6 protein-coding genes are annotated in these 5,067 nt (G+C 70.4%); all 6 read left to right on the top strand.

From position 1 onward, the window contains the following. Window positions 1-621: 621 nt before the first annotated feature. The 6 genes from EHS43_RS37005 to EHS43_RS36980 all read left to right on the top strand — a co-directional run bounded on the left by EHS43_RS37005 (window position 622) and on the right by EHS43_RS36980 (window position 4,898). On the top strand, window positions 622-834 hold the full coding sequence (locus EHS43_RS37005; protein WP_185806571.1) for a hypothetical protein: 213 nt from the start codon (window positions 622-624) through the stop codon (window positions 832-834). Between the two features lie 49 nt (window positions 835-883). Beyond that, a complete protein-coding gene (locus EHS43_RS37000) occupies window positions 884-1,816 on the top strand; it encodes an HAD family phosphatase (RefSeq protein WP_125195000.1) in 933 nt (310 codons plus the stop codon). Then, window positions 1,800-3,233 carry a DUF1254 domain-containing protein gene (locus EHS43_RS36995; RefSeq protein ID WP_185806570.1) on the top strand — a complete coding sequence of 478 codons (1,434 nt, stop codon included), beginning with the start codon at window positions 1,800-1,802 and terminating at the stop codon, window positions 3,231-3,233. Before EHS43_RS37000 ends, EHS43_RS36995 begins: the two co-directional genes overlap by 17 nt. A gap of 11 nt (window positions 3,234-3,244) precedes the next feature. Beyond that, on the top strand, window positions 3,245-3,922 hold the full coding sequence (locus tag EHS43_RS36990; RefSeq protein ID WP_125194999.1) for a GAP family protein: 678 nt from the start codon (window positions 3,245-3,247) through the stop codon (window positions 3,920-3,922). Window positions 3,923-4,092: 170 nt separating this feature from the next. Continuing rightward, complete coding sequence (panD, locus tag EHS43_RS36985; RefSeq protein WP_125194997.1) at window positions 4,093-4,512, top strand: aspartate 1-decarboxylase; 420 nt, start codon at window positions 4,093-4,095, stop codon at window positions 4,510-4,512. Window positions 4,513-4,547: 35 nt separating this feature from the next. Beyond that, a complete protein-coding gene (locus EHS43_RS36980; protein WP_185806569.1) occupies window positions 4,548-4,898 on the top strand; it encodes a GNAT family N-acetyltransferase in 351 nt (116 codons plus the stop codon). The last annotated feature ends 169 nt before the right edge of the window (window positions 4,899-5,067 follow it).

The following is a 5,067-nucleotide window of genomic DNA, read 5'->3' as shown; positions in this document are numbered from 1 at the left end:
CAGGGGCACCCGCGTTCGTGCGCCTGCCGGCCGAGTTGCGGCCGGGACCGGGCGTCCGCCAGGGCCTTCGGACGCGTCGCGCGCCGCACCGCCGTGCGCCTGCTGACGCACAGCCGGGTCTCGACTGCGCCCTCCGTCGGACCGGCGACGAGCAGCGACAGCGCACAGCCGCGAGGGAGTGACCCGGCCCGACGCCGCCAGGGCCTCAGGCGAGGTCGCTGCTGCGTCTCAGCGGACCAGGCCGTTGGTCTCCGTCCACGGGGTTCTCGCGTCCCCGCCGTCGCACAAGGCGTCGCCGAGCTGGTGGGCACCATGGCCCTCGCCCGGGGCGGTCTCCCCGCCACCTCGATCACGCCGGTCACGGTGAGCCTGATGGTCAAGGCGCAGTCCCCCCGGCGCGGACCACGTTGCGGCCGGGAAAGGGACCCGTCGGCCCGGGGGCGAGGAAGGACACCGTGACGGTTCAGCCCGGCCCGGTGTCGTGGAGCCGTGCCCCGCCGTGGGCCGAACCACGTACCCCTCCCCTCGAAGACCCTCCGATGGCCCAGGTGCGGTGGTGGTCTCCGGTAGGCGAGGCCCATGGTCGACAGGGCGGCCTCTTCCCGAGAACGGAGTGATCCCTTGCAGGGCACCGCGCAGATCCCACCCCAGGCCACGGAGTCGATGCCGGCTCCCGAGCGGGTGGAGACACGCCTGGGCAGTCTGGACTTCCGACCGCGTGTGCCCACAGAGGGGACCGCGAACCGCGTCCACGACCCTCTGGACCACGTGCGCGCGGTCAGCGCGTTCCTCGACCGGTCCTGGCGGCCCGGCGAGATCAAGGCGGTGGACTGACCTTGGGCGGGGGATCCGACGGCGTGACGGTCCGGACACCGAGGTGACCATGAGCAGCAGCCCGCTGGGGAGTTGGAACGACGGTGCCGCGAAGCAGGCGATCGTCGACTTCGTGACGTCGGCGGCGACGGAAGGGGCGCCGGGCTACGTTCCGCCGGCGGACCGGGTCGCCGTGTTCGACAACGACGGAACTCTGTGGGTGGAGAAGCCCGCTCCGGTGCAGATGCCGTTCGTCCTCGGGAAACTGGCCGCGCGGGTGCGAGCGGACCCGTCCTTGGCCGAGGAGCAGCCCTACCGGGCGATCGTCGACGGGGACGAGGCGTATCTCCGCGCGCTGAACGACCAGGACCCCGACGCCGTGACGTCGATGGTGAAGGCCGTCGGATCGGCCTGGGAGGGCACCACCTTCGGAGAGTTCGAGGCCGAGGCCGAAAGGTACCTGGCGTCCTGGCGCCACGAACGCTTCGGCCTGCCGTATTCCGGTGTCGTCTACCAGCCGATGCTGGAGCTGTTCGACTACCTCCGGACGTACGGCTGGCGGTTGTTCGTCTGCTCGGGCGGCGGGCGCGACTTCATGCGGGTCGTCTGCGAGGAAACCTGGGGTCTGCCCCGGGAGAACGTGATCGGCTCGGCCCCGGAGTTCGCCTACCGGGACGGCGCGCTGGTCCGCCGTGCGACCCCGCACGGCCCGGTCGCGCTCGGACCCGGCAAGGCGGAGTACTTCCTCGCCCGCACCGGCCGGCTGCCGGGCTTCGCGGTCGGCAACGACGACGTGGACGTCGAACTGCTCGCCTGCGCGCGGTTCGCCCTGCTCATCGTGCACGACGACGACATGCGGGAGTACGCCTACAGCGACAGCGCGCAGCGGGCACGCGCGACGGCCGAGCGGTCCGGCTGGACGACGGTAAGCGTGAAGAACGACTGGAACGTGGTTCTCAAGCAACACGAGACTCAGGAGGAACCCAGTGCCCCACATCAGTGACGCTCCCAGCCCGGGCACACCGCCCGAGACCCTCGCGTCGATCGTGTGCCCGGATCGGCTGGACACGGTCTTCGGAGCGTTGGACTTCTTCGACGGCCTGCCCCTGCCCGACACGGTCACCCGCAGCTACGACACGCTGGACCTGCTGCGCGGGATCGAGGCGTTCCTCAACTGCGTGCCCGGGGCCTCCATGGTGGCCCTGCGAAGCGGACTGCGGAGCCTCGGCGTCGACTCCCGCGCCATCGGCTACACGGCCCCCAAATGCACCTCGGCGCCGATGCTGCTCACGGGCAACACGGAAACCACCTACGGGATGACCTTCCTGGCGCTCGACGAGGACGGTCCCACCGTGATCGAGGCGCCGGGGAACTCGCTGTGCGTCGTCGACGACATGTGGCAGCGCTACGTCACCGACATGGGCATCGCCGGGCCCGACAAGGGAGAGGGAGGCAAGTACCTCTTCCTGCCTCCCGGGCACGAGGGCGACGTTCCGGACGGCTACTTCGTCGTGCGGCCGACGACGTACAGCTCCTGGGTGGTGCTGCGCGCGCTGGGGGGCACGGAGAGCCTGCTCACGACGCGGATCTACCCGCTCTCGGTCGCGGCGGACCCGCCCGAGCAGCGCTTCGTCAACTGGGCGGAATCGGACTTCAACACGATCCACGCCAACGACTTCTCCTTCTTCGAGGAGATCGACACCATCGTCCAGACCGAGCCGGCCGGGTCGCTCGATCCCGAGCGGGCCGGACAGCTCGCCGCGATCGGCATCGTGCGCGGCAGGCCCTTCCAGCCGGACGACCGGATGCGCTCGATCCTGGACACGGCCGCCAGGATCGCCTCGGGCATCGTACGGACGCTGGCCTTCAAGCCACGTGACCCGGGCTTCTACTACTACCCCGACAAGTCGTGGAAGACCCCGTTCCCCACGCGCAGTTACGAGTTCCTGTCGGAGGACGGCGCCCGCCTGCTGGACTCCCGGGCGGTGTTCTACTACTTCGCGACCGTCTCCTCGCCGGCGATGGTGACGGCACCCGTCGGCACCGGATCGCAGTACGCCTACACGGCGGAGGACTCCACGGGCGAGTGGCTCGACGGCGGGCGGCACTACACGCTCACCCTGCCGGGCGGCATCCCGGTGAAGAACTTCTGGGCCGTCACCGCCTACGACCCCCAGACCCGGTCGCTGCTGCGCACGGACCAGCCCTACCCGAGCGTCAACAACCAGTCGGAAGGCGTCCGGTCCCAGAGCAATGGCGACACGGTCATCCACTTCGGTCCCTCCGCGCCGGAGGGCCAGGAGGCGAACTGGGTCCGGACGGTGCCCGGCAAGGGATTCTTCGTGACGCTGCGACTCTACGGCCCGCTCGAAAGCTGGTTCGACAAGAGCTGGCGTCCGGGCGAGATCGAACCGGCGTGAGGTAGGCGGCCATGGGTGAGGCGATCGGTCAGATTCTGTCCTACGGCGTCGCCGTGGCGCTGAGCGCGTTCCCGATCATCGGCGTGGTGCTGATGCTCGCCACCCCCAGGGCGCGCTCCAACGGGTCGGCACTGCTCCTGGGTTGGGCCCTGGGCCTGGCCCTCGTCGGCACGATCGTGCTGCTGGTCTCCGGCGGCGCCGGCGCGAGCGACCAGGGGCAGCCGGCCGTCTGGGTCAGCGTGCTCGACCTGGCGCTCGGCGTGCTGCTGCTGTGGGTGGCGGTGAAGGAGTGGCGCGGCCGGCCGCGCGGCGACGAGGAGGTGCCGCTCCCGAAGTGGATGAAGACGGTCGACTCGTTCACCCCGGTCAAGGCGCTGGCCCTCGGGACAGCCCTGTCCGCCGTCAACCCGAAGAACCTGCTGCTCTCGATCGCCGCGGCGTCGGCGATCGCGCGCACGGACGCCTCCGCCGGAGCACAGGCCGTGGCCCTGGCGGTCTACGTGCTCCTCGGGGCGCTCGGGCCCGGAACCCCGGTCGTGCTCTACTTCGCCCTCAAGGAGCGCTCGAAGCACATCCTCGACGGTCTCAAGCTCTGGATGGAGCGGAACAACACAGCGATCATGGCCGTGATCTGCCTCCTCTTCGCCGCGAAGCTGCTGGGCAACGCCATCAGTGACCTCTCCTCGTGAGGGCGGACGGTGACCGGCGGCAGTGGCCGGGGCAGGACGCACTGGCCGGGATGATCCTGAAGTGAGCGATGTTCCTCACAGTCTTCAAGTCCGGCGCGTGCCAGTTGTAAAGTGAAGACCGCCCTTGACCTGCGCAAAGCAGGCAGGGAGCCGTCTTCCAGGAGTTGAAAATGCTGCGCACCATGTTCAAGTCCAAGATCCACCGCGCCACCGTGACCCAGGCCGACCTGCACTACGTGGGATCGGTGACCATCGACGCGGATCTCCTCGACGCCGCCGACCTGTTGCCCGGTGAGCTCGTCCACATCGTCGACGTCACCAACGGCGCCCGCCTGGAGACGTACGTCATCGAGGGCGAGCGCGGGTCCGGCGTGATCGGCATCAACGGTGCCGCCGCCCACCTCGTCCACCCCGGGGATCTGGTGATCATCATCAGTTACGCTCAAGTGACCGACGCCGAGGCGCGGGCGCTCGAACCCCGGGTCGTGCACGTGGACCGCGACAACCGCATCCTCGCCCTGGGAGCCGATCCGTCCGCCCCCGTGCCCGGTTCGGACCAGGAGCGCAGCCCGCATTCGGTGCCGGCCTGACCCTGCTCGACGACCTTCGGACCAGGAGCGTGCCCATGAGCGACATAGAGATCCGCGACGACCGGCCGGCCGGCCGGCTGGAGGCCCTCGGATCCGGGGGAGGCGAAGTCGTCGGCCACATCCAGTACTTCGTCCTCGAATCGCCGGAGCGCGCCCTGGTCCCGGTCCACACGATCGTGGAACCGGCCCACGAGGGCCAGGGCATCGCGGGCTCCCTGGCTCGTGAGCTCTACGGCATCGCGGCGCGTGAGGGCATGTCCGTGGCCCCCCTGTGCCCGTACGTCGTCAAGTGGGCCGAACGCCACCCCGACGAGGCCCCCGCCGTCGACCCCGAGCTGCTGCGCGCGGCGAAGAGGTGGCTGGCGGCCCACCCCGAGGGCTTCTAGAGCGCGCGGTTCCACGCACGGGCGGGCCGGACCGTGGCCCGCCCGCACCCGGGCGCACCCACGCGGGCCCCGCGCGTCATACGGGCGGGTGACTGGCGGCGGGGCTCACGGGTACGCGGGGGAGTAGTCCAGAGCCGACGTCGACCGACTGGCCGGAGGACCTGATGAC

Origin of the sequence: Streptomyces sp. RP5T (assembly GCF_003933965.1) — a bacterium.
Lineage (GTDB): Bacteria > Actinomycetota > Actinomycetes > Streptomycetales > Streptomycetaceae > Streptomyces.
Note: the sequence above shows the minus strand (reverse complement) of the source record. Positions and strands in the feature narration are given on the sequence as shown.